The organism is Streptomyces sp. 7R007, from assembly GCF_054850255.1.
This window is the reverse complement of sequence record NZ_JBTWMV010000044.1, coordinates 35,050-57,727: the sequence shown is the minus strand read 5'-3', so window position 1 is coordinate 57,727 and position 22,678 is coordinate 35,050. Positions and strand designations below refer to the sequence as shown.

Sequence of the window (22,678 nt, the reverse complement as noted above, 5' to 3'; positions counted from 1 at the left end):
CAAGGCGGGTTCACGCCAGCCCGAAAGGAGGTTCGATGGAGGAGGGCTCATGCGACCCGCACCCGATGTGCACGTGTCGGAACAGGTGGTTCACAGAATTCACACAGGCCGTGGTGCAGCAGAATAGGGACCATGTCCCGACGTACCTCGCAATCCAGGCGGCAGCACGGCTCCGCTCCAGCTCACAAGTCCCCCTGCCCTTGCGGTCTTGCGGAGACCTACGAAGCGTGCTGTGGCCGATTCCACCGGGGTGAGGCGGCGGCACCGACGGCCGAGGCGCTGATGCGTTCGCGCTACACCGCTTTCGTGAAGCGCAACGAGCAGTACCTGCTGCGCACTTGGCACCCGACCACCCGCCCCGCGACGCTCGAACTCGACCCCGCGATGCGCTGGAGGGGTCTGGAGATCCTCGCGACGACCGAGGGCACCGCCTTCCACACCACCGGCACGGTGACCTTCCGCGCCTCCTTCAGGGGCGGCTCACTGCACGAGCGCAGCCGGTTCGAGCGGGTGGACGGGGCGTGGGTCTATGTGGACGGGGAGTTCCTCGACGACTAGCGGGCGCCGAGTTCCCCGTACAGCCGGACGCATGCGTCGGTGCCCCGGTGCAGGCGGGCGATGGCGAAGCGTTCGTCCGGGGCGTGGATGCGGTCCTCGGGGAGACCGAAGCCGAGCAGGAGTGTCTGCGTGCCGGTGAGGGCGGCGAGGTCGCTCACGAAGGGGACGGAACCGCCCGAGGGCAGCAGGAGGGGCGGTCGGCCGAAGACGGGGACGGCGGCCCGGCATGCGGCGGCGACGCCCGGATCGCGGAGGTCGAGGGTGTACGGCGGGCAGGCGGCCAGGAGTGTGAGCCGCGCCCTGACTCCTGCGTGCGGGATGCGCCGCTCCAGATGGGCGCGGAGGGCCCGGAGCACAGCGGCCGGTCGCTGATCGGGGACCAGGCGGATGCTCAGCTCGGCACCGGCTCTGCGAGGGATGGCGGAACGGGCCCCGGCGCGCAGGGCGGTGACGACCACGGCCGGGCGGACGGTGGTGCGCTCGAAGGCGGAGTAACCGGGTTCGCCGTACCCGTACCGGACTCGGGCCGTGGCGAGGAGCCGGCGGTCGGTGGGTCCGTCGCGGGCGAGGCGGGCGCGCGTGGCCGGGCACAGCGGCCGTACGCCGTCGTGGAAGCCGTCGACGGCGATCCGGCCGTCGGGGTGGTGCAGGCTCGCCACCAGGGCGGACAGCACCTGCGCGGGCTCGGCCACCGCACCGCCGTAGGCACCGGCGTGCAGGTCGGTGGCGGGGCCGGTGACGTCGAGGCGGACGGCGAGGGAGCCGCGCAGGCCGGTGACGAGGACGGGGGTGTACGGATCCCGCATCCGGGTGTCGGAGACGACCGCGAGATCGGCGCGCAGCTCGGCGGGGTCGCGGCGCAGTGCGTGCCGGAGGGCGGGGCTGCCGATCTCCTCCTCGCCGTCCAGCACGATCCGCAGATTGACGGGCGGCCCGCCGGTCGCCAACCATGCCTCGACCGCGGCGAGTTGGGCGGCGAGCTGCCCTTTGTCGTCACTGGCGCCGCGGGCGTGGACGTAGCCGCCGTGGACGGTCGGGCGGAAGGGTTCCGTGGCCCAGGCGGACCGTGGTCCGGCGGGCTGGACGTCGTAATGGCCGTAGACCAGCACGATGGGAGCGCCGGGCCGCCGCAGCCACGCACCGGTGACGACGGGGGCGACGCGCCCCGGTCGCACGGCGACGGCGTCGAGCCCGATGCGGCGGAGGTGCGCGGCGAGCAGACCGGCGCAGTTGTGCAGGTCGCTGCGGTGAGCGGGGCTGGAGCTGACGGTGGGACGGCGGAGCAGGTCGCAGAGGAGGGCGAGGGTGTGGCGGCGGTGGGCGTGGGCGTGGCGGAGGGCGGCGGCGGTGGGGTCTGGGCCGAGGCGCTGAGCGGCACGCGAACGAGCCGGCGAAGCAGCCTCGAATGACGGGACGGCACTCGCCCGGACGGCGTCGATGGCTCACCTCCCATGGCTGGACGGGACTCGATCGGGCGCCTGAGCCGCGCCATGGACCCAGAACTCACCCCACGGGGTGGCCTCCCCTACGGAGGAAGCGCGTTCACTGCGATCCTGACGGGAGAGGCCGCCCCACGGGGGCGCTTTCCGCGCGGAACCAGGCCCGTTCACCGCGCCCCCGACACAGAGCCCACCCCACCAGGCACGCTCTCCCACACCGGACCAGACCCGTCCACCACGGCCCCGACACAGAACCCACCCCACCAGGCACCCTCTCCCACACCGGACCAGACCCGTCCACCACGGCCCCGACACAGAGCCCACCCCACCAGGCACCCTCTCCCACACCGGACCAGACCCGTCCACCACGGCCCCGATACGGAGGCGCCCCACCGGGGGCCTTTCCCGTATCGGAGTGGGCGGACGCACCGTGCCCCTGGCGGGAGCCGGGTCGCCGTCGTGCGTTTGGTGCACGGGGCGGTCCGGGCTCGTGGCCGGTGGTCAGACGCGTGCTCCGTTGAGGTGCGCGGGAGCACGGCCCCGTGTGCCGCCGGCCGGGCCGGTGCCCCGGGCCACAGGGGGTGCCGGTGGTCGGGGGCGGGTCACGCGCTGGGCGCCGGCCGTCGGTGCGGCGGAGCGGTCCCAGGGCATGCCGCGGCGGTCCTCCTGGCGGACCGCGACACCCAGCGACTGGGCGCTGGTGAGCCATTCCTCCGCGCTCTCGGCGATCTCCAGCAGGAGCGTCTCGAACTTGGCGCGCTGGGTCTGGAGCAGGTGCGGCTGGGCCAGCCAGCGCAGCACCTCGCGGCCCGCGATGCCCATCCGCTGCCGCGGCGAGGTGACCAGGCGTTCGCCGAAGTACTGCGCGAGCACGATCTCGACGACGTCCCAGGCGGTGTCGGCGCCGTACAGCCGCCTGATGTCCTCGGAGCCGAGGATCCGGTACGCCTCGTCGAGCAGTTGCATGACCTCGACGCGGAGCACGTTGACATGGCCGTACGAGGTGAACTTCAGGTTGTTGCGCAGGTCCAGGCCGGCCCGGCGGACGACGGCGATGCTGCCGAAGCTCGGGTCGTACGCCCGCTCCCGCACCACGTCCGCGATCCGCTTGTCGCGGTGGAAGAGGGCGACTTGGTTGACGAAGTGCTCGAACAGGCCGTGGAAGTCGCTGTTGGCCCGGGAGCCGGAGGGGACGGGAGCCCTGCCGTAACCGAACGCACGGCGGTACGCGGCGAGTCGGTCGCGCCGGGTGTAGCGCAGCACCTCGCGTCGGTCGAACTGGTAGAGCGCGTACGCGCCCGCCCCGCTGGACAGGTACACGGCACCCGCCCGGAACAGCTCCTGGAGCTTCTGGACGGCGCGGAACACGCCGATCATCTCGTGCTGGTAGATGTAGTAGAGGTCGGCCATCGCAACGAGCCGCTCGGACGACACCGTCTCGTCGTAGGGCTCGATGGCCTGCGGCAGCCGCGTCTTGCCGAGCGCGTCGGCGGCCTGGTCGCCGATGCCGACCAGCTGGGCGAGGCCCTTGTCCGGCGGCGGCTTCTGCTCCAGGTCCGCCTTGACCGCGGACTGCAGCAGGTCGTCGATCTGCTTCGTCAGCACGTCCGCCAGCTGCGGATCGGCGACGAGCTGCGCGGACAGCCGGTCGGTGACGGTCTCCCGGAGGGCCGCGATGCGGTCGAGGAAGGCCTGGTAGTCCTGTTCGTTCGCCATGGGTCTCCTCCGTCAGGTCGTCAGCGCGTCGACCGCGTTGCTGCGGATGCCGCCCGGGTTGACCACGGTGATCAGCCAGGTGATGGGGGCCGACGGCGTTCCGGCGGTCAGGAAGCCGAAGGTGAAGCCTGCCCGGCCGGCCCGGCTCAGGTCCACCGTGTCCGTGGAGCGCACCTCGCCGAGCTCCGCCCGGCCCTCGGGGGTGAGGACGGCCCGTGAGCCGGCCTGGAAGCCACGGCCCACGACGGTCACGGTCCGGGTGCCGTTCCTGTCGTCCCGGACGACGTCGTCGACGAAGACGATCTCCAGGGCCTCGGGGCGCTGCACGGCGCTCGACAGCCGTACGGTGTCGCCGAGTTGGGTGCGCAGTTCGCCGAGTGCCCGCCGGACCCGCGGGGTTCGCATGCCCTCCGGCAGGTTCGGGTCGCCGCCCTGGTTCAGCGGCGCGGCCAGCCCTTCGGTGAGGAGCAGCAGCCGGGCCAGTTCCTTCAGCATGGGCGCGATCGCGATGACTCCGTCCTTGCCGGCGTCCTGGATGAGCCGTGGTCCCTCGGTGGTGGAGACCCGCACCACCCAGTCCAGCAGGTCGGACAGCAGGATCGCCGGGGTCGCCGGGGTCGTGGGGGTTGCGTCCTTGAACTGCAGCTGGATGGTCTGGCGTTGTGCCGCGTCCACGAAGACGGAGTCCAGTGCGAAGACGGTCTCCTCCACGGACTGGGCGACGACGTCCAGGCTGCGGGAGAGCTGGATCAGGACGGTGCCGAGCGCGGTCTGGTCGCTCGTGCCGGAGAACAGCCTGCGGTCCAGGTCCCAGCCGGCGGCGAGCGCGAGGACGTGGTCGACGACGATACGGAAGTTGGTGACGATCCGCTCCTCGTCGAGGGTGCCGATGCGCGCGGTGCTGAGCCCGAACCGGTCGCGGAGCTGGGCGAGCTGGCCGCCCACGGCGTCCGGGTCGAGCTGGATGCCGGGGTTGCGGTTGCCGAGCAGCAGGGTGAACAGCTCGTCCACGCGCCCGATGCGCGGCCCGCCTTCCACCGCCAACTCGTCCACGAGCTCGCCGAGTTCGGTGCGCACGATGGTACGGACGGCTTCGGTGTCCTGTGGGTCGGCGGCCGGGTCGAGTGGTGTGAGGGCGTCGAGCAGCGGCACGATCTGGTCGAGCGCGTTCTTCGCCCGCTGGTAGATGCTGGCCTGCGCACCGGTCAGGGCTCCGAGGTCGGCCTGGACGGCGTAGCCGCGCGGATGCCAGGTGAACTCGGTGTGCCCCTGCACCTCGCGCAGTTCGAAGGCGCCGGCGAGAGCCGCCTGGAAGCCGGACGAGTTGGAGCCGGGCCGCCAGCCCAGCACGTCCCGCAGGGCGTTCTCCACGGTCTGCCCGAACGACGCGGCACGGTCGACGGTTCCGCCCGCCGTCGCCCGGCCCCCGCCGCCGATCTCCTCGGTGAGCACCGGGAAGGTGGACAGGTCGACGATGTTCGGGTCGGGCGTCGGCGGGACCGAACCGCCGGACGGGGTGCCGGCGTTGCCGTCGAGGTAGTACACGGGGTCCAGCCGCTTGCGGGAGTGCACCTCCACCGGGAACCGGCGTACCGGCCGCCCGTCCTGGCTGGCCACCGCCACCAGGAACCGTCCGGCCGAGGGCGCGTGCCACTCGTAGTGGCCCTTGTCGTCGGCCTGCGTGGTGCCGAGCCGGGTGGTGCCGTCCGCGCTGAAGAACTCCACGGTGGCGAAGCCGAGTTCGGCGCCGGTCTCGTCGCGGACGAAGCCGTGGATCACGTGCGGTTCCTCGTCGAGGACGAGGTCGGGCGCCAGGGCCGTGCGCTGCTCGGTGACGGTCGCCCTGACGCCCTCGGGCGGGTCCGCGAGAAGTTTGCGTCCACCGGCACTGACGGGTTGCCGCACGGGCTTCACCTGCCAGTCGCCCACGGGCAGGCTCTGGAAGGTGTAGTGGCCCTGCGCGTCGGTGGTCACCTTTTCCAGCCGGTCGTACCGCTCCTGCCGGGCCTCGACCGCCACCTGCCCCAACGGGACGCCCGCGCGGTCCGTGACGTCCCCTTCCAGGTGTCCGGTCGCCGTCGTGGCCCCAGTGAACGCGAAGGAGCCGGAAAGGTCGATGTCGTCTCCGGCCCGGACCGTGACGTTGGCACGATGCCGGCCGGGAACGGCGTCGACGGGCAGCCGGGTGGTCCCGTAGGCGACGGCGGAGGTGTCGACGACGGCGACGGTGACCCGGCCGGGCTCGACGTCCTCGAACACACAGGTGGAATCGACCGCGTCGGTGGTCACCCGCGCCGGTTCGCCGGTACGGCCGTCCGCCCGGGTCAGCTCGAAGACCACACCGGGGAGAGGGGTGCCGTTGAGGAGCGGGGTGACGGAGAGCCTGGCCGGGGCGGGCCGGTAGTAGACGTCCACGGCGTACTCGGGGGGCTTCCCCTCTCCGACGGCCCGCCGGTCGATCTCGAACCGGCCGTCGCGCGGGACGACCCGGGCGCCGGGGTGGGCGCAGGGATCCACGGTCACCTCCGCATCGCGGCACGCGGCATAGACGGTGCCGTCGGGGGCGCTGGTGACGGTGTGCACGTTCCCCTTCGTGTGGTCGTCCACCTTGATCTCGGCTCCGGCGAGCGGATCGCCGGACTCGAGCAGGGCGTGCAGCAGGAACAGCCGCCGGTCCTTGCCCGGGTTGAGGACGATCTCCACGTCGGCGTGGCCGTGCTCGGGGATCTCGATGTGCTGCCGGTCGTCGGCGTCGCCGTGCGCGACAAGCGCGGTGAACGCCCTGAAGACGGGGCTTGCCGCGATGTCGACCCGGTAGCGGCCGCAGGGCAGCCCCTCGGCGTGGACGAGGCCGTCCTCGTCGGAGGCGTCGAGGGTGATCGGCCCGTGCTTCTCCCCCTCCTGGTGGCCGTGCGGAGCACCGTGGGTCAGCGTCAGCACGACACCGGCGGGGGTGGGCCAGCCTTCGCGCCACCGGTCGGGCTCCTTCTCGTCCACGTGACGCGGGCTGAGGAAGACCCGGATCGTGAGCTTCGGCATCGTGCTCTCCTTCCTCTCCAGGTCAGCGGCGTACGCCGGACGTGGAGCACGTGGTGTTCAGCGCGGCGATCTCCTGCCAGTAGGCGAGGGCCGCGGGCAGGACGTCGCTCCAGAGCGCCTGCTGGCAGGCGTGCACGCAGCGGACCACCTCGTCCGCCCAGGCACCGGCCTCCCGGCCGGACTCGTCGCCCAGCGCGCCCAGTTCGGCGAGACGCTCCGGCGCGGCCAGCCGGTCGACGAGGATGCGGCCCAGGGTGTGGACGTACGACTGGCACTGGGCGACGGCCGCCGTGGAGTCGTCCTGCGCGGCACCGGCCGCGAGTTCGGCCGCGCCGCTCGTCTCCAGCGCGGCGTCGGCGACCTTGTCCACCAGCGCCGCTCCTCCGCCCCGGGGCTGGTCGGACACGGCGATCAGTTCCAGTTCGCGCGTGGTGTCGCGCAGCCGGTGCAGGGCCGCCGTGAGGCCCGCGTGCGCGGACTGGAGGGTCACCGTCATCGCCTCGCCAGTTCCGTGTAGAAGTTGCGGGTGATCACGCCCGGGCGGGCCAGCCCCCGGTCGAGGGCGGACCGGGCGGCGCCGATCAGGAGGCGTGCCGGGATGATGCCGGGATCGGTGCCGGCGGCGAGGCGTTCGGCGGCCTCCCGCTGCATCGCGTACTCCTTGCCGCCGAAGGGCAGCACCTGGGCGAGGCTACGCCGGCCGAGCTGCGGGAACGGTCGGAAGCAGAGGGCGTCGACGACCGCCGGGTGGGCGGTGGCGAAGGTCGCGAGCAGCTCGCGCGGGAGGCTGCCGGCCCGCGGATCGGGATAGATCGCGGTCCACAACCGCCCGTACCGCCCGGCCTGCTCCTCGAAGCCCATCCTGCGCAGCAGCTCGATCGAGATCCAGGCCCGGAACCAGGGTGTCGGGTGCGGGCCGACGGGGCTGTACGTCAGCACGGTCGCCGGGGCGCGGCCGATCACGTCGAGCAGGGAACCGACCACGGCGGGGCCGCCGAGCAGCAGGGCGCACAGATCGGCGTGGATCTCACGGTTCCACCGCACCCAGGTGCGGACGACGGCGGGCGGACAGCCCTCGTCGAGGAGGCGGCGGGCGATGGCGCGCGGCACGGCCTTGTCGAGACCGAGATCGCTCTGCAGGTTGTGGGAGACCTCGTGGAGGACGGCGCCCAGGGTCCAGGGGTTCACCAGGCGGTGGTAGGGCAGCTGGACCAGCGGGAACGGGTTGAGCCGGCGGCCCAGGCGGCGCAGCGGGATGCCGCGGCGGAAGGTGGCCGGGGAGAACCCGGTGCGCATGAAGGAGAAGGGCGGAGGCGCGGGAAGGGGCTTGGGCTCGCCGACTCCCAGATAAGCGGCCTGGTAACAGGACAGCGCGATCCGGTCGCAGGACAGCAGCGCGTCCGCGAACACGGACTGCCGCTGTCCGAACAGCTCGAAGTAGAAGTCCCAGATCCGCTCGACCTCGCGCACCCAGTCGTGCGCCTGCTCCTTGGCGGTGAGCAGGCTCTGCATCCGCCGGGTTCCCGGCCGTGCCGCCGCGCCGCGGGCCAGCTCGCGCACCTGCTCGCTCTGCCGCAGCAGTTCGCCGCGGAGCTGCCCCAACAGGGCGTTGACCGCCTGGAGATGCCCGGCGGTGGGCGCGGCGGCTCCGCCACCGAACTCCCCGGCCCGGAAGGGCCGCAGCGCGGCGGCGTGCCGGGTGACGTTCAGCCCCTGGGCGCGAAGCCACGGTTGCCGGACGGGCACGGCGGCCGGGGAACTCGGGGCAGACCGCCCGGACTGGACGGCGGCGGTCCCCGGGTCGGGCGTACGGACCGGGGCGACCGGTGCGGGACGACGCCGCGTCCGCGCCTGCACGGCCATCACCGGCCGCACGCCGGTGCGGGCCGCAGCGGGTGTCCGGGCCCGGTCACGGGCGATGGGCGCGGTCACGGCCGGCCTCCCCTCGAACGGCGGCCCCTACGGACGCGGGCCCACTGCACCCCCTGAGGGGCGCGGGGAACCGCGCGACCAGCCCCCACGCAGCCGCAGCCGCACGACAAGACCCCATCGTCGGCCTCCGTCAGTAGCCGTACGGCCTGCGCGACCGCACCGGCCGGTAGGCCGGAACCGGAACCCACGCGACGGACATGGGCGGCAGACCGGCGGCACGGGCGGCCACGCGGCGCGGCGCGTACCGCCGCCGCGTTCCCGGCACAGCCGTACCCGTCGGCCCCGCCACCGCCCGCACCGCGGCCGACGACACCGGTGCCGCGACGGGCGCCCCGGACCGTACAGCCTGGTGGTACCGGCGATCCACGGCTCGTGCCCGCCGCAGCACCGCACGCCGACGCCGCGGGTCGGACAGCACCGCCGCGGTCTGCCCGGCGAGCGTGCGGGCCGCCGAACGCGCCGTGACCGGCCGCCCCCGGGCCACCTGACGGGCCAGGCTGCGCGTGGTGCGTACGGCGATCGTGGGCAGCGCGCGGACCAGCGGCCGCGTCGCGGGATCGCGGCGCAGCGTGCGGGTCACGCCCGCGAGACCGCGGACGAGTTGCGGAGCGCTGCGGATGACGGCCGGGGCGGCCCGGCGGACGAGCCCCACCGCGATCGGCGCGAGCGCCCCGATGAACGCCTCGGCCTCCTCCTCCGACTCCGTCTCGGCGGCGGCATGCCCCAGGTGCTCCATCAGGGCGTCCGGATAGACCCGGCGCAGGGGATTGGTCATCCCCTCGGCCCCGTACCCGGCGGACTCGAACTCGCCTTCATCCTCGTACTCGTAGAGGGACTCCTCCTCGAACTCCCCCTCGTACAGGCCCTCTTCCTCGTACTCCTCCTCGAACTCGCCCTCCGACTCGAAGAGGTACTCCTCCTCCGCGTCGCCGCCGCTCAGCGCACCCAGCGCCGAGCGCGCCGCCCGGCCGGCCAGTCCGGCGAGCGAGGACAGGAACTCCTCGCCCTCGCCCTCGTACAGGTTCTCCCACTCCCCTTCCAGTTCGGGGAGCGGCGCCGCGCCGGACGTCCTGGGACCGGCACCGTTGGTGGTCGTGCTCATGGCCGCAGTCCTTCCTAGGGCTCAGCGCAGGGCCGAGTAGCCGGGGCGGCGGGGCCGCGCGCCCGCGTAGGGGCGGCGGGTGCGGGTGGCGGGACCGGTGGCACGGACCGCGGTGGCGGCCCGCACGTTGCGCTGCAGGGCGCGGGTCGTCTGCTGGGGGCTGCCCAGCACCCGGCGGGTCTGCCCGGCCATCACCCGCGCGGCGGTGCGACGGTCGGCGGGCCGGCCGGCCGCGGCACGGGCGCCGAGGACCCGGGCGGTACGGCGGACGATCAGCGGCACGGCCCGTACGGCGGGCCGGGTGGTGCGCTGCCGGCGCAGCAGCCGGGTCAGCACGCAGGTGGCCCGCACCAGGTGCGGCAGCAGCCGGCGCAGCGCGGCCCGGTCCCGGGCGGACAGTGCGCTCACGGTGGCGGCGCCGATCATCGCCTCGGCCTCGGCCTCGGTCTGGGCCTGCGCGGCGACGGCGGCCATCATCTCGGCCATCGCCTCCTGCTGGGTCAGCGGCCGGGTCGATTCCTCCTCGGCCTCCGCCTCGAACTCCTCCTCACCCTCCTCCTCGTAGAGGTACTCCTCCTCGAACTCGCCCTCGCCCAGCGCACGGGCGGCGGCGCTCCCGAGGGCCCCGCCGAGCGGTCCGCCGATCGCGGTGCCGACCATCGGCGCGGCCACGCGGGCGACCCGGCGCAGGATCGGGGCGGCACGGCGGACGAAGGCACGGATACGGCGGAAGAAGGCCTCGTCCTCGAACTCGCCCTCGTACTCACCCTCCCACTCGCCTTCGTACTCCCCCTCGAACTCGCCCTCGCCCTCGCCCAGGAGCCCCCCGAGCGCACCGGCGATACGGCCGAGGAACTCCTCGCCCTCCTCTTCGCCTTCTTCCTCGTAGAGGTACTCCTCCTCACCGGCGCCCTCGAACTCGCTCTCCAGGGCGGCTTCGTCCTCGTACTCCAGCTCGGCCTGGCGCATCTGCATCGCCGCCTCTCGTCACGCGGTCGGACAACTCACCTTTGTCAACCATGAGTTGGACCACCAGTCGCACATCCTGCGGTCGGCCGTACCGGTCGCGTTCGGATGAGTGTCCCTCGGACGTGCTACACGCAAATGGGGCACAGCCGGGGCGCACCCGCTGTTAAAGTGCGCTGCATGCCGAGGGGCGTGGAACCGGGTGAGGTTCCGGTCCGCTGGAGGCAAGGGAGCCGGCGATGAAGGACGGGGCAGGTACCGGACTACTGGCCAGGGAGGACACCGGTGCCGAAGTGGAGGCGCTGGCCCTGGAGTTGATCGCGAAGCTCGCGTCGGCCGGCGGACATGTGCTGCTGGATCTGGAGATGGACGGGGTGCGCTGCCTGGTCCTGCGCGGCGACCGTGCCGGGCCCGTCTCCTTACTGAGCCCGCGCGAGCTGGAGATCGCCCGCATGGTCGCCTGCGGCCATCCCAACAAGACGATCGCCTCGGTGCTGGAGATCAGCACCTGGACGGTGGCGTCCCATCTGCGCCGCATCTTCGTGAAACTCGATGTGACGTCCCGGGCGGCGATGGTCAGCCGGTTGACGTCGGGAGACCAGCGACTCGGGCCGGATCCCGTGGAAGTGACGCATCCTCGGCTGACGCCGGAGGGGTAGCACCATGGTGGCCCGATGGGACCGGTCCCGGCCGGACGACGACTGGCTTGAGGTCTACGGCGAGAGCGACCCCGTGTCCGTCCCGCTGGCCGGCCTGTTCCGCACCGATCCCGCAGTCTCCCAGGAGTTCACCGCCTACCTCTACGTCTGGACCCTCGGGTACACGGGGGACGTGCCCGAGCGGGCGGAGGTCCGGCTGCTGTTCCCGGCGGTCGACCGATGGCGGGTGAAGGACGTCCAGGCGCTGGTGTACCACCTGCCCCCGGTGCAGGAGGAACGGGAATGGCGTACGGCTCTGGCCGAGGACGTGAACGCGCTCGCTCCCGCGGTGGGCCTGGTCGGCGAGATAGCGGCCAATGTCACCCCGCTGCCCGGACTCAGCGCGACCTCGGCCGCCATCGCCCATCTGAAGCTGCGCAGCACGCCTCAGGTCGGCAGGGACGCCTGGTTCGTGCGCAGGATTCACCGGACCGTGGGCGGGGTGCCGTACTACGGAGTCGAGTGGACGCTCCCCGGCAAGCTCCTCCAGCAGATCGGCACGCGGGTCACCGGGGCACTGCTCGTGCAGTTCTTCACGGCCGAGCCCGTGCGTGGCGGCGGCGGGGCGGGCGGCGCGCTGCTGGCCCAGGTCCGGCTGCACCGGGGGAACACGGCGGTGGAGTTGCCGGCCGGGTCCTGGTCCGATGACGCCCCGGCCGACGCCTTCGTCATGCTGCCGCTGAACGTGACGGCGCAGGACGCGGGCGGGTGACTACGGCGCCAGGATGTCCAGTTCCTGAAGGGCGCCCGTGGTGATCTGGCGGGTCAGTTCCTCCGCGCGGGGCGCGTCGCCCGCGCGGACCGCCTCGGCCACCTGGACGTGGAGGGTGACGGCGGCCGGGTCGGGGTCCTCGAACATCACGTCGTGATGGGTGCGGCCGGTGAGGACCTCGGCGACGACGTCACCGAGGCGAGCGAACATCTCGTTGCCGGACGCGGTGAGGATGACGCGGTGGAAGGCGACGTCGTGGAAGAGGTAGCCCTCCAGGCGGTGGCCGCGTGAGTTGGCCACCATGCCGAGGGCGCACTCGGTGAGTTCGGCGCACTGCTCGGCCGTGGCGTGCCTGGCCGCCAGCCCCGCCGCGACCGGTTCGACCGCCGAGCGCAGCACCGTCAGCGAGCGCAGCTGCCGCGGCCGGTCGGCGCCCGCCAGGCGCCAGCGGATGACCTGGGGGTCGTAGACGTTCCACTCGGCCTCGGGCCGCACCGTGACGCCCACCCGGCGCCGGGACTCGACCAGGTGCATGGACTCCAGCACCCGTACCGCCTCCCGCATCACCGACCGTGACACGTCGAAACGCTGCGCCAGTTCGTCGGTGCGCAGAACGCTGCCCGGCGGGTACTCGCCCGCTGTGATCGCGGGGCCGAGGGTCTCCAGTACCCGGCCGTGCAGCCCCCGGCCCGTTGTGCTCATGCACACAGAGTACGGGGCACGTCACGACACGAAAAAGTCAGACTTATTTGTCACAGGCTCTTGAATTCGTCGTACCTAATCGGTTTCAGTTGCGTCGACATCACGTGTCGACGAAGACAGGACAGCGAGGCAGCGCATGGGCACCCCTCATGTCGTCGTGGTCATGGGCGTCGCGGGCACGGGGAAGACCACCATCGGTCCCCTGCTCGCGGCCCGGCTCGGCGTTCCGTACGCCGAGGGCGACGACTTCCACCCGCAGGCCAACATCGCCAAGATGACGGCCGGCATCCCGCTCGACGACGACGACCGGTGGCCGTGGCTCGACGCCATCGGCACCTGGGCGCACGGTCGGGCCGGGCTCGGCGGGGTGGTCAGCTGCTCGGCGCTGAAGCGGTCCTACCGCGACCGGCTCCGGGCCGCCGCCCCCGGCGTCGTCTTCGTCCACCTCACGGGCGACCGCGCCCTCATCGAGGACCGGATGTCCCACCGTCAGGGGCACTTCATGCCGACCGCGCTGCTCGACTCCCAGTTCGCCACGCTCCAGCCGCTCGGGCCGGACGAGGCGGGCGTCGAGGTGGACGTCACCGGCAGCCCCGAAGCGATCACCGAGCGGGCCGCGAAGGCGCTGAGCGCACTCCCCCACCCGGCCCGGTAGCACCACCTCCCGACCCCCGTCCCCGTACCTGCAAGGGAACCACCGTGACCAGACTCAGCGTCGAGATGCTGGCAGCGGACGCACCCGAGCCGATCACCTCGGCCGGTCATGCTCAGCTGGGCATCGCCGTTCTGGCGGGCATCGCCGTCATCGTCCTGCTCATCACCACGTTCAAGCTGCACGCCTTCCTGTCGCTGACCATCGGCTCCCTGGTGCTCGGCGCGGTCGCCGGGGCCCCGCTGGACAAGGTCATCACCAGCTTCACCACCGGCCTCGGTTCCACGGTCGCCAGCGTCGGCGTGCTGATCGCCCTCGGCGCGATCCTCGGCAAGCTGCTGGCCGACTCCGGCGGCGCGGACCAGATCGTCGACACCATCCTCGCCAGGGCGAGCGGCCGGGCCATGCCGTGGGCGATGGTGCTGATCGCCTCGGTGATCGGGCTGCCGCTGTTCTTCGAGGTCGGCATCGTGCTGCTGATCCCGGTCGTGCTCATGGTCGCCAAGCGCGGCAACTACTCCCTGATGCGCATCGGCATCCCGGCGCTCGCCGGCCTGTCCGTGATGCACGGCCTGGTGCCGCCGCACCCCGGCCCGCTGGTCGCGATCGACGCGGTGAAGGCCAACCTGGGCGTGACCCTGGCGCTCGGCATCCTGGTCGCGATCCCGACGGTGATCATCGCCGGACCGCTGTTCTCCAAGGTCGCCGCCCGCTGGGTGGACGCCCCGGTGCCGGACCGGATGCTGCCCCCGCGCGCCTCCGAGGAGCTGGAGAACCGTCCCGGCTTCGGCCCCACCCTGGCCACCGTGCTGCTGCCGGTCGTGCTGATGCTGTCCAAGGCGCTGGTCGACCTCGTGATCGACGACCCGGCCGACCTCACCCAGCGCGTCTTCGACGTCGTCGGCTCCCCGCTGATCGCCCTGCTCGCGGCCGTGCTGGTCGGCATCTTCACGCTGGGCCGGCCCGCCGGGTTCAGCAAGGAGCGGATCACCGAGACCGTCGACAAGGGCCTCGCGCCCATCGCCGGCATCCTGCTGATCGTCGCCGCCGGCGGCGGCTTCAAGCAGACGCTGATCGACTCGGGCGTGGGCCAGATGATCCTGGACATCTCCAAGGACTGGAACATTCCGGCGCTCCTGCTGGCCTGGCTGATCGCGGTGGGCATCCGGCTCGCGACCGGTTCGGCGACGGTGGCGACGGTCTCGGCGGCCGGCCTGGTGGCGCCGCTCGCGGCCGACATGTCGACCACGCACACCGCCCTGCTGGTGCTCGCCATCGGTGCCGGCTCGCTCTTCTTCAGCCATGTCAACGACGCCGGTTTCTGGCTGGTGAAGGAGTACTTCGGGCTGAACGTCGGCCAGACGATCAAGACCTGGTCGGTGATGGAGACGATCATCTCGGTCGTCGCGGGCGGCCTGGTGCTGCTGCTGTCGCTGATCATCTAGGCGGTTTCGGCGATCACCACCTCCTGGCGGCCGGCCGGCCGCCAGGAGGTGGTGAAGACGCCTTCCCCGAGGGCGCGCTCGCCCCTCATGATGAGAAGACCCCCGGACCCGGCGTCCGGGGGCGACCGGTTCGGGGGGCGTCATGGCGATATCCCTGGGTGCGCGCATCTCGGGGTTGCTGATCGTCGGTGCGGTGGCGGTGGGCGTCGCCGCGTTCACCGGCGACGGAAGGGGCGTCCCGGACGCGGGAGGCGGCGGAAGCACGATCGTCACCGCCGGCCCCTCGGCCGAGCTCCCCGCACACCGCCCCAGCGCCACCGCGACGTCGCCCGCGCCCCCGCGCCAGTCACCCGACGGCCACGCGCGCGCCCCCCAGACGCCGGCCCCGCCCGCCGCCACCCCGCCGGTCACCCGCCGGGCCGCCACGCCCACGCCGTCCGCCACTCCCCGGCTGCTGGCCGCGCCCGCCTGGCTCCCGCCCGGCCCCGCCTCCCCGAACGCCGACGGCACACCCGACCCGTCGAGCGTCTACGACCTGCTGCGCTCCCCCGACCGGTGCCGGGCCGCCCTCGACCTGATCCCGCCGACGGCGGACCCCGAGTGGCGTCTGCTGCGCGGCCTCGCCTCCGCGTGTCTCGCCGTCCAGGGACAGGGCGGTGGCGGCTGGGACACGGCGGCGCGGGCGTACGCCGACCTGAAGCCCGAAACCTGCAAGGGCCGGGCCGTCCACGCCGTCCTCGGCACCCTGCTGGACTTCCACCGGCGGCACCCGGGCGCGACCGTGCGGCTCGCGTCCGCGCCGGACGGCACGCGCGCGTGCGCGTACGGCGTCCTCGGTGTGGACACCGGCGGCGACGGCCGGGCCGAGCCGGGCGAGACCGTCGGCATCGAGCTGACCGGCACCTACTTCGACCACGCCGAACTGCTGCGGTACGGCAGTGTGTTCATCGGCGGCGGGCAGCTCGCCGGCCCGCCCGTGCCGCGCTCCCGGGCGGGGGACACGATCGTGCTGTCCGCCGTGGTCCCGGCGCTGGACGCCTATCCGAAGACCGTCGACGTCACCGTCCGCTACGCCGGCACGGAGGCCCGTCTGAAGAACGCGTTCACGGTCGTCGCCCCCACGGCCGCGCCCCCGAGCCCGCCGGACCAGCCCACCCTGATCCCGCTCCGCGGCCTGCCGGCCGGCCCCCGTTCAGGGCCGCCACAGGGGATGCTCCCGTTCGGCCCACTCCCGGGTGACCGTGCCCGTCCGTAGTCCGCGCCGTGCCTCCGGGTCGCCGAGGGCCATGCCGATGTGCCCGGCGAGGACGATCCCGATGGTGAGCGCCAGCCAGTCGTGCACGAAGGTCGCGCTGGTGCGCCACATGATCGGCGTGAGATGGGTGAACCACATGATCAGACCGGTGCCGAGCATCACCAGCGTCGCCCCGGCGATCCAGGCCGCGTAGATCTTCTGGCCGGCGTTGAACTTGGCCGCCGGGCGCGAGGAGCGCCGCCGGTCCCGGCGCAGGGCCGCCCGCAGCCACACCCGGTCGTGCGGCCCGAAGCGGTTCAGGTGCCCCAGGTCGGCGCGGAAGACGCGGGAGGCGAGGCCCACCAGCACCGGCACCGGCAGGGCGAGCCCCGCGCACTCGTGGATACGGACCACCAGCTCACGGCGCCCGACCAGTTCGGCGAACTCGGGCACGTACAGACAGGCCGCCGTCACCACGCACACGCCCATCAGCGCGGCCGTGGTGCGGTGCACCCAGCGCTGGACCGGGCCGAAGCGGCGGACCTCGACGGACGGCGGGGTGTGCGCCTCAGCTCGTAGGCTCATCGTCCCGTCCGTTCGACCGGCCGACCCAGGCGTCGACGTCGTAGCCCAGGTTCTCCCAGTAGCCCGGCTTCACGTCCTCGGTGACGGTGATGCCGGAGAGCCACTTGGCGGACTTGTAGAAGTACATCGGCGCCACGTAGAGGCGGACCGGGCCGCCGTGGGCGTGGCCGATGTCCTTGTCCTGCATGCGCAGGGCCACCAGGACGTCGGAGCGGCGGGCCTGGTCGAGGGTGAGGCTCTCGCTGTACGTGCCGTCGAAGCAGGTGAAGCGGACGGCCCCGGCCCTGGCGCGCACGCCGGCCGCGTCCAGCAGCCGGGACAGGCGCACTCCTTCGAAGGGGGTGTCGGGCACCCGCCAGCCGGTGACGCACTGGACGTCCTTGACCAGCCGGGTCTGCGGCAGGGCGCGCAGTTCGTCCAGGGTGTAGGTCGTCGGGCGGTCGACGAGGCCGTCGACGGTGAGGCGGTAGTCCGAGGCGTTCTTGTGGGGCACGGAGGAGGCGACCGAGTAGTAGCGGAAGCCGCCGCCGTTGGGCAGCAGACCGGTCAGCCCGGTGGGGTCCTTGTCGGCGGCGGCGCCCAGGAAGCCCTCCAGACCGCGCTGCAGGACGGGGGCGGCGACCACGCCGAGGGCGCCCAGGCCGAGGGTGCCGAGCAGGACCCGGCGCCCGATGGGCGTGCCGCGCTCCTCGGCCGGCAGCGGCTCGCCCGGTTCCTCGGGTTGTTCGGAGTTCACGTGTCCATTCGAGCACCCGCGACGGGGGCAAGAGAAGGAATCGCGGGTGCTCGTCAGGGTTCCGTCATCACTTCTCACGTGATTCTCAGGCAGCCGGCAGGAGGGTTACGACGCCTGCCGGGCCGCCTTGTCCAGCTGGAACGCCTCGTTGCCGAGGCCGATGCGGGCGTGGGCCTCGGGCGAGCGGGAACGCAGGACGAGGCCCTGGACGAGGCCGGCGACGAGGGCGAGGGCGATGATGCCGGGCAGCACCCAGCTCAGGGCCGAGCCGGGGCCGGCGCCGACCAGGACGTCGAAGTCCTTGACCGTGTAGCCGGCGATCACCAGCAGGGCGACGGCCGCGAGGGCGGAGGTGACCAGCCGCCAGGCCTGGGCGCCGGCCGCCCCGCGCCGGGCGAAGAAGACGATCACCGACACGGAGGCGGCCGCCATCAGCAGGATCACTCCGAGGGCGCCGATGTTGCCCATCCAGGTGAACAGGTGCAGCACGGGCTCGGTGGGGTCGCCGTCGGGCTTGTCGTCGGCGACGGCGAAGCCGATGACGACGATCGCGGAGACGGCCGTCTGCAGCAGCGAGCCGGTGCCGGGGGCGCCGCTGGTGGTGTTGGTGCGGCCGAAGGCGGACGGCAGCAGGCCCTCGCGGCCCATGGCGAAGGCGTACCGGGCGACGACGTTGTGGAAGCTGAGCATGGCCGCGAACATGCCGGTGACGAACAGGACGTGCAGCACGTCGGTGAATCCGGAGCCGAGCCGGGACTCGGTCAGATAGAAGAGGAGCCCCGCGCTCTGCTTCTGCGAGACGCCGACGATCCCGGAGGGCCCCGCCGCGACGGTGAGCGCCCAGCAGCTCAGGGCGAAGAAGACGGCCACGCCGGCCACCGCCAGGAACATCACGCGCGGCACCAGGACGTGCGGGCGGCTGGTCTCCTCGGCGTAGACGGGCGCCTGCTCGAAACCGAGGAAGGCCGCGATGCAGAAGCACAGGGCGGTGCCGATGCCGGCGCCGCTGAGCGTGTCCGGGTTGAAGGCGTGCAGGGACAGGCCCTCCTTCGCCGGATCGGCCACGGCCGCGATGTCGAAGATGACGACCAGCGCGACCTCGACGACGAGCAGGACGCCCAGCACGCGCGCGTTGACGTCGATCTTCAGCCAGCCCAGCACACCGACGACGGCCACGGCCGCGAGGGACGGTATCCACCAGGAGACGTCGAGGTCGGCGTAGGTGGCGAACAGCCCGGAGACCTCGTAGCCGAAGATGCCGTAGATGCCGACCTGCAGGGCGCTGTAGGCGGCCAGGGCCACCATGGCGGCGCTCGCGCCGGCGGTGCCGCCGAGGCCGCGGGAGATGTACGCGTAGAACGCGCCCGCGTTGTGGACGTGCCGGCTCATCTCGGCGTATCCGACGCTGAAGAGGATCAGCACCACGCCGAGGACGACGAACAGCAGCGGCTGGCCGACGATCCCCATCACCGCGAATGTGGTGGGCATGACACCGGCGACCACCATGAGCGGGGCGGTCGCGGCGAGCACGGAGAGCAGCAGCCCTCCGGTGCCGAGGCGGTCGGCGCGCAGGGCGCGCTCGCGGCCCTTGAAGGTGCTGATGCCGGCGGTCGGTCTGCTCGCGCTCGAACTGCCCGTGGTCATCGGGATGTCCTTTCGGAAGGGCGACGGGGGCGTTACACCGCGCCGAGCGCGGCGGCGCGCGCGGCGCGGAAGGCGGGGTACGGATCGCGGTCGGGGTAGGCCCAGGGGGCGGGGGTGGCGTGCTCGCCGATGCGGTGGAAGAGGGCGGCGGCCTCGGCGCCGCGGCCCTCGCAGACCTTGGCGTGGGCGAGGAAGTTGAGGTCGACCAGGCGGCGCGGGTGGCCCTCGTGCTCCCATTCCAGCCACCAGTCGAAGGCCGCCTTCATCACCTGCCGGGCCCGGCGTCCGGTCCAGTGCCGCGAGGCGGCGGGGTCGGCCGGTTCGTGCCCGGCGACGGCGAGCGCGCGGTAGCGCTCGGCGTGGGCGATCACCGGCAGGATGGCGAGCGGGGAGTCGGCGGGGGCCTGCTCGGCGGCCCAGTTGGCGAAGTCGTACACCTCGTGCAGCGGGTCCGGGCCGGCGCCGGCCTGGCGTTCGGCGAGGCGGGCGACCATCAGGTGGTGGGCGTGGTGGTGGTCGCGGTGGCGGCGGCGCACCTCGTCGAAGAGGCGCAGGACGTCCTCCTCGGCGCCCAGCGCGCGCTCCAGCATCAGCAGGCCGAGCCAGGGGGTGGGATCGGCGGGCAGCAGCGCGGCGGCCTCGGCACAGGCCGCGCGGGCCCGGTCCGGCTTCTCCTTGCCGCGCAGGGCGCGCTGCACCAGGGAGAGGGCGAGCAGGACGGCGGCGTCGCCGGAGTCGGGCTCGGCGAGCATCCAGTCCCGGGCCCAGGCGGCGCTGTAGGGCTCCAGGGCGAGGACGGTGACGCGGTGACCGCGGCGGTCCCAGTCGTCCCCCGTGTGCACCAGCAGGGAACGCGCCATCTGCCATCGCCCCTGTGCCAACGCGGCCCGGGCGGCGGCGAGTTCGGCGTCGTCGAGGGCCGCGTCGAGGGCCTGGGCCGCCCGCTTGCGGCCACGGCCGAGTGGTGGCGGAGGTGGGGACACCGAGGGACTTCCTCACGCGACGCAAGGCGTCGTCAGGTATCGGTCGGGTATCGGACTGCCGTCGACTGATCACGCACAGCAAACCTTCACGCAACGCTCACGTCAAGGCCCGCAGGCTTGTTACACGCGTCAACTGCCGTGATACGAGGGGTACTTGTGACTCGATCGGTCCTTGACGGCGCACCGGTGTGGCGTACGCCATGGCGCGCGGGTTTCCGGCGGCGGACCATGGCGGAACGGTCACGCCGCCCTCCCGGGGCCGGGCACCGCACTGTGGCCGGGTTCGAATGCCGGTTTCCGGGGCTCTCAGGAGCACCGCCGGGCCGGGGACGCTACAGTCGGCCACTACGCACCCCGTGGCCCGGCCGAGTTGATCGAGGTACGCAGCGTGTCGGTTCTGGTTCTGATTCTCGCCGTGAGCGCGGCCTGCTGTCTGGGCTTCGGTTTCGTGCTCCAGCAGAACGCGGCCCAGCGGGCACCCCTGAACGACTTCCTCTCCCCCAGACTGCTCCTGGACCTGATGCGGGTGCCGCGCTGGCTGGGCGGGATCGGCCTGATGGTGGCCGGCATGGTCCTGGGCGCCGTGGCCCTGAGCGAGGGCGAGGTCTCCCTCGTCGAACCGCTCCTGGCCACCAACCTCCTGTTCGCCCTCGCCCTCTCCCGCCGGCAGACCCGGCAGCCGCTGGGCCGCCAGGGCTGGACGGGACTGGCGCTGCTGGCCGGCGGGGTGACGGCGTTCATCGTGGCGGGCGAGCCGCGCGGCGGCACCGCGGTCACCGACCCGTTCCGGCACTGGCTGATCATCGGCGCCATGCTCGGCCTCGCCCTCGTGCTGACGACGTACGCCAAGCGCTCCCGTCTGAGCTCCGGCCCGGTCCTGCTCTCCCTGGCCGCCGGTGTCCTCTACGGCCTCCAGGACGCCCTCACCCGGGTCAGCGGCCAGCGCTTCTCCGAGGGCGGCCTCACCGAGCTGGTCACCGGCTGGGAGCCGTACGGCGTGCTCGCGCTCGGCGTCACCGGCCTGGTCCTGGTCCAGAGCGCCTTCGAGACGGCGCCGCTGCGCATGTCCCTGCCGGCCCTCACCGCCGCCCAGCCGCTGGCCGGCATCCTGTGCGGGGTGGGCTTCCTCGGCGACCGGCTGCGCACCGACACCGGCGCCCTGGCCTGGGAGGCGGTCGGCCTCGCCGCGATCGTCGGCGGCATCGTGCTGCTCGGCTTGCACCCGTGCATGCCGACCGGCGCGGGCAAGCCGGAGCGGGTGCGCGACCTGCAGCCGAACTGAGCCTGCTTGGATGGGGCCATGACGAGCCCAGCTGACGAGATCCTCGACATCGTCGACGAGAACGACCAGGTCATCGCCCGGTCCCCGCGCGGTGAGGCGTACGCCAAGGGCCTGCGCCACCGCTGCGTCTTCATCCAGGCCCGCGACGCCGAGGGCCGCCTCTTCGTCCACCGCCGCACCCCCACCAAGCTGGTCTTCCCGTCCCTGTACGACATGTTCGTCGGCGGGGTGGTCGGCGCGGGCGAGTCCTACGACGCGGCGGCGCTGCGCGAGGCGGAGGAGGAGCTCGGCGTCAGCGGGCTGCCGGCCCCGGAGTTCCTCTTCAAGTTCCTCTACGACAACGGCGCCGGACAGACCTGGTGGTCGGCGGTGTACGAGGTCCGCTGCGACCTGCCGGTCAGCCCGCAGGCCGAGGAGGTGGCCTGGCACGCCTTCCTGCCCGAGGCGGAGGTGGAACGGCGGCTGGCCGAGTGGGAGTGGGTGCCGGACGGGCTGGCGGCGTACGAACGGCTCAGGGCCCACCGGCTAGAGTCCTCGGCGTGATCGACTTCGCACGGAACGCCCGGCTCTGGTTCGCTCCGGAGGACATCCGGGAGGAGGGCGAGACACCCGACTACCGCTTCTCGCTGGCGAACGAGCGCACCTTCCTCGCCTGGCTGCGCACCGCGCTGGCGCTGATCGGCGGCGGTTTCGCGGTGGACCAGTTCCTGCCGGACCTGCGCTGGGCCTGGCGGGTGGGGCTGGCGCTCGCGCTGCTCGGCGCGGGCGTGCTGTGCGCGCTGCGGGCGGTCAACCACTGGGTGCGGTGCGAGCGGGCGATGCGGCGGGGCGAGGATCTGCCGGTGTCGCGCTTTCCGGCGGTGCTGAGCCTGGTCGTCGCGTTCGTCGCGGTGGCGATGGTCGTGGTGGTGCTGGCCGGGTGGGCGGGGTGAGCACCGCCCAGGCCGACCGGGACCCGGGACTCCAGCCCGAACGCACCCGCCTCGCCTGGCGGCGGACGACCCTGTCCAGCCTGGTCGTCGCGGTGCTCGCGGTGAAGGCCGCGCTGCACGGGGAGCCCACGGCGGGCGCGCTGGTCGTTGGCGTCCTGTGCTGCGTCCTGTGGCTGGCCTTCCTGTACCTCGCCCACCACCGCATCCACGCCCTGGCCACCGCGCCGGCCCCGCCCCGGCTCACTCCGCGCCAGGCGACGGCGGCGGTCCTGTGCACAGCGGCCCTGGCGGCCTGCGGCACCCTGCTGGTCCTCTAGGGCC

22 protein-coding genes are annotated in these 22,678 nt (G+C 73.0%); 10 read left to right on the top strand and 12 right to left on the bottom strand.

What is annotated here, in order from left to right; genetic code table 11:
* The first annotated feature begins 132 nt into the window (after positions 1-132).
* The gene (locus ACYF6T_RS35745) at positions 133-558 is read left to right on the top strand and encodes a YchJ family protein (RefSeq protein ID WP_461701781.1); all 426 of its coding nucleotides are present in this window, start codon (positions 133-135) and stop codon (positions 556-558) included.
* Here ACYF6T_RS35745 and ACYF6T_RS35740 read toward each other — a convergent pair.
* From ACYF6T_RS35740 to ACYF6T_RS35710, 7 genes are all read right to left on the bottom strand, one after another.
* A complete protein-coding gene (locus ACYF6T_RS35740) occupies positions 555-1,997 on the bottom strand; it encodes a M20/M25/M40 family metallo-hydrolase (protein ID WP_461701787.1) in 1,443 nt (480 codons plus the stop codon). The two genes, ACYF6T_RS35745 and ACYF6T_RS35740, sit on opposite strands and share 4 nt — an antisense overlap.
* A gap of 501 nt (positions 1,998-2,498) precedes the next feature.
* Positions 2,499-3,713, bottom strand: coding sequence for a hypothetical protein (locus tag ACYF6T_RS35735; protein WP_461701780.1), 1,215 nt, complete (start codon positions 3,711-3,713; stop codon positions 2,499-2,501).
* A 12-nt stretch (positions 3,714-3,725) separates the two neighbouring features.
* Entirely contained in the window at positions 3,726-6,752 is a 3,027-nt protein-coding gene (locus ACYF6T_RS35730) for an MSCRAMM family protein (protein ID WP_461701779.1), read from the bottom strand.
* Between the two features lie 22 nt (positions 6,753-6,774).
* On the bottom strand, positions 6,775-7,248 hold the full coding sequence (locus ACYF6T_RS35725) for a hypothetical protein (protein WP_461701778.1): 474 nt from the start codon (positions 7,246-7,248) through the stop codon (positions 6,775-6,777).
* Positions 7,245-8,684 (bottom strand): hypothetical protein, encoded by a 1,440-nt coding sequence (locus ACYF6T_RS35720; protein WP_461701777.1) that lies wholly within the window; start codon positions 8,682-8,684, stop codon positions 7,245-7,247. The genes ACYF6T_RS35725 and ACYF6T_RS35720 overlap by 4 nt, the downstream gene beginning before the upstream one ends.
* Positions 8,685-8,814: 130 nt before the next feature.
* The gene (locus ACYF6T_RS35715) at positions 8,815-9,786 is read right to left on the bottom strand and encodes a hypothetical protein (RefSeq protein WP_461701776.1); all 972 of its coding nucleotides are present in this window, start codon (positions 9,784-9,786) and stop codon (positions 8,815-8,817) included.
* 21 nt (positions 9,787-9,807) lie between these two features.
* Positions 9,808-10,761 (bottom strand): hypothetical protein, encoded by a 954-nt coding sequence (locus ACYF6T_RS35710; RefSeq protein ID WP_461701775.1) that lies wholly within the window; start codon positions 10,759-10,761, stop codon positions 9,808-9,810.
* A gap of 230 nt (positions 10,762-10,991) precedes the next feature.
* Between ACYF6T_RS35710 and ACYF6T_RS35705 the strand changes: the two genes are divergently transcribed.
* The gene (locus ACYF6T_RS35705) at positions 10,992-11,411 is read left to right on the top strand and encodes a response regulator transcription factor (RefSeq protein WP_461701774.1); all 420 of its coding nucleotides are present in this window, start codon (positions 10,992-10,994) and stop codon (positions 11,409-11,411) included.
* Between the two features lie 4 nt (positions 11,412-11,415).
* Positions 11,416-12,162: a hypothetical protein gene (locus ACYF6T_RS35700; RefSeq protein ID WP_461701773.1), complete on the top strand. Its 747-nt coding sequence runs from the start codon at positions 11,416-11,418 to the stop codon at positions 12,160-12,162.
* On the opposite strand, the gene ACYF6T_RS35695 is transcribed toward ACYF6T_RS35700, so the two are convergent.
* Entirely contained in the window at positions 12,163-12,864 is a 702-nt protein-coding gene (locus tag ACYF6T_RS35695; protein ID WP_461701772.1) for a FadR/GntR family transcriptional regulator, read from the bottom strand.
* Between the two features lie 136 nt (positions 12,865-13,000).
* On the opposite strand from ACYF6T_RS35695, the gene ACYF6T_RS35690 reads away from it, so the two are divergent.
* The 3 genes from ACYF6T_RS35690 (at position 13,001) to ACYF6T_RS35680 (ending at position 16,216) form a co-directional block, all read left to right on the top strand.
* A complete protein-coding gene (locus tag ACYF6T_RS35690) occupies positions 13,001-13,519 on the top strand; it encodes a gluconokinase (protein WP_461701771.1) in 519 nt (172 codons plus the stop codon).
* Positions 13,520-13,563: 44 nt separating this feature from the next.
* Positions 13,564-14,961, top strand: a complete 1,398-nt coding sequence (locus ACYF6T_RS35685; protein ID WP_461701770.1) for a GntP family permease — start codon at positions 13,564-13,566, stop codon at positions 14,959-14,961.
* A gap of 142 nt (positions 14,962-15,103) precedes the next feature.
* A complete protein-coding gene (locus tag ACYF6T_RS35680) occupies positions 15,104-16,216 on the top strand; it encodes a hypothetical protein (protein WP_461701769.1) in 1,113 nt (370 codons plus the stop codon).
* Here the strand turns inward: ACYF6T_RS35680 and ACYF6T_RS35675 are convergent.
* The 4 genes from ACYF6T_RS35675 to ACYF6T_RS35660 all read right to left on the bottom strand — a co-directional run bounded on the left by ACYF6T_RS35675 (position 16,154) and on the right by ACYF6T_RS35660 (position 20,143).
* On the bottom strand, positions 16,154-16,780 hold the full coding sequence (locus ACYF6T_RS35675; protein ID WP_461701768.1) for a cytochrome b/b6 domain-containing protein: 627 nt from the start codon (positions 16,778-16,780) through the stop codon (positions 16,154-16,156). The two genes, ACYF6T_RS35680 and ACYF6T_RS35675, sit on opposite strands and share 63 nt — an antisense overlap.
* Complete coding sequence (locus ACYF6T_RS35670; RefSeq protein WP_461701767.1) at positions 16,764-17,516, bottom strand: molybdopterin-dependent oxidoreductase; 753 nt, start codon at positions 17,514-17,516, stop codon at positions 16,764-16,766. Before ACYF6T_RS35670 ends, ACYF6T_RS35675 begins: the two co-directional genes overlap by 17 nt.
* Positions 17,517-17,621: 105 nt before the next feature.
* A complete protein-coding gene (locus tag ACYF6T_RS35665; protein ID WP_461701766.1) occupies positions 17,622-19,160 on the bottom strand; it encodes an APC family permease in 1,539 nt (512 codons plus the stop codon).
* 32 nt (positions 19,161-19,192) lie between these two features.
* Positions 19,193-20,143: a hypothetical protein gene (locus ACYF6T_RS35660; protein WP_461701765.1), complete on the bottom strand. Its 951-nt coding sequence runs from the start codon at positions 20,141-20,143 to the stop codon at positions 19,193-19,195.
* A 388-nt stretch (positions 20,144-20,531) separates the two neighbouring features.
* Between ACYF6T_RS35660 and ACYF6T_RS35655 the strand changes: the two genes are divergently transcribed.
* The 4 genes from ACYF6T_RS35655 to ACYF6T_RS35640 are packed head-to-tail and all read left to right on the top strand — an operon-like array spanning position 20,532 to position 22,674.
* Positions 20,532-21,425 carry a DMT family transporter gene (locus tag ACYF6T_RS35655; RefSeq protein ID WP_461701764.1) on the top strand — a complete coding sequence of 298 codons (894 nt, stop codon included), beginning with the start codon at positions 20,532-20,534 and terminating at the stop codon, positions 21,423-21,425.
* Between the two features lie 18 nt (positions 21,426-21,443).
* Entirely contained in the window at positions 21,444-21,968 is a 525-nt protein-coding gene (locus ACYF6T_RS35650; protein ID WP_461701763.1) for an NUDIX domain-containing protein, read from the top strand.
* Positions 21,965-22,357: a YidH family protein gene (locus ACYF6T_RS35645; RefSeq protein ID WP_461701762.1), complete on the top strand. Its 393-nt coding sequence runs from the start codon at positions 21,965-21,967 to the stop codon at positions 22,355-22,357. Before ACYF6T_RS35650 ends, ACYF6T_RS35645 begins: the two co-directional genes overlap by 4 nt.
* Entirely contained in the window at positions 22,354-22,674 is a 321-nt protein-coding gene (locus ACYF6T_RS35640; protein ID WP_461701761.1) for a DUF202 domain-containing protein, read from the top strand. The genes ACYF6T_RS35645 and ACYF6T_RS35640 overlap by 4 nt, the downstream gene beginning before the upstream one ends.
* Positions 22,675-22,678: the final 4 nt, after the last annotated feature.